This window comes from Haloferax sp. Atlit-10N, assembly GCF_003586325.1.
GTDB classification, from domain to species: Archaea; Halobacteriota; Halobacteria; order Halobacteriales; family Haloferacaceae; genus Haloferax; species Haloferax prahovense.
Window position 1 is genome coordinate 1 of record NZ_PSYX01000067.1, and the last position, 721, is coordinate 721.

A 721-nucleotide genomic window follows, 5' to 3' on the forward strand; every position below is an offset into this window, starting at 1 on the left:
CTCATTGGTCGGTGGTGATGATGATGTGGCCGTAGTCGTCGGTCGTTGCCGTCTGGTCGGAGTGGAAAACGAGCGAGGTCGTCGGTTCAGTGACGACCGCAGGGCCGCGGATTTCGTCGCCGGGTTTGAGATCGTCGCGTCGGTAGACATCGAACTCCACGAAGTCGTCCTCAGCGAAGCAGTACGCCTCACGGGCATCGGCTGGCGTGAGTTCACTATCGTCGCGGGGGGTTCCCTGTTCGAGTTCGGGTTTGTCGTTCTCGCCGACCGCGCGGACACGGAGGTGGACGACCTGAACGGGGTCGTCCATGGTGTGCCCGTACCGCGTCTCGTGCTGGTCTTCGAAGCGCTCGGCGAGTTCATCGAGCGAGGAGACGCCATCAGCGTCGACCTCGACGGTGTGTTCCTGGCCGAAGTATCGCATCTCAACGGCGCGCCCGATCCGCTGGCGGTTCTCGGCGACTCCTTCCGCAGTGAGCGTTTCGCGACCTTCGGCTTCGAGGTCAGCGAACGCGGTTTTAAGCTCGTTGAGCGTCGCGTCGTCGAGCACGGCGAGGTGCGTCTGGGAGAAGTCGTAGACGACGTCCGCCATGAGCATACTCCATGCGGAGAAGACGGAGGGAGCCTGCGGAACGAGGACTTCGCTAGCGCCGAGTTCCCGAGCGAGGAGCGGGACGAACATCGGGCCCGCGCCGCCGTACGCGACCATGGAGAAATCCCG

1 protein-coding gene is annotated in these 721 nt (G+C 63.8%); it reads right to left on the bottom strand.

Going from position 1 to position 721, the window contains the following annotated elements; translation table 11 throughout:
* Position 1 precedes the first annotated feature (1 nt).
* On the bottom strand, positions 2-721 hold a 720-nt coding region (locus C5B91_RS21200; protein WP_304999817.1), incomplete at its 5' end, for a hydantoinase/oxoprolinase family protein.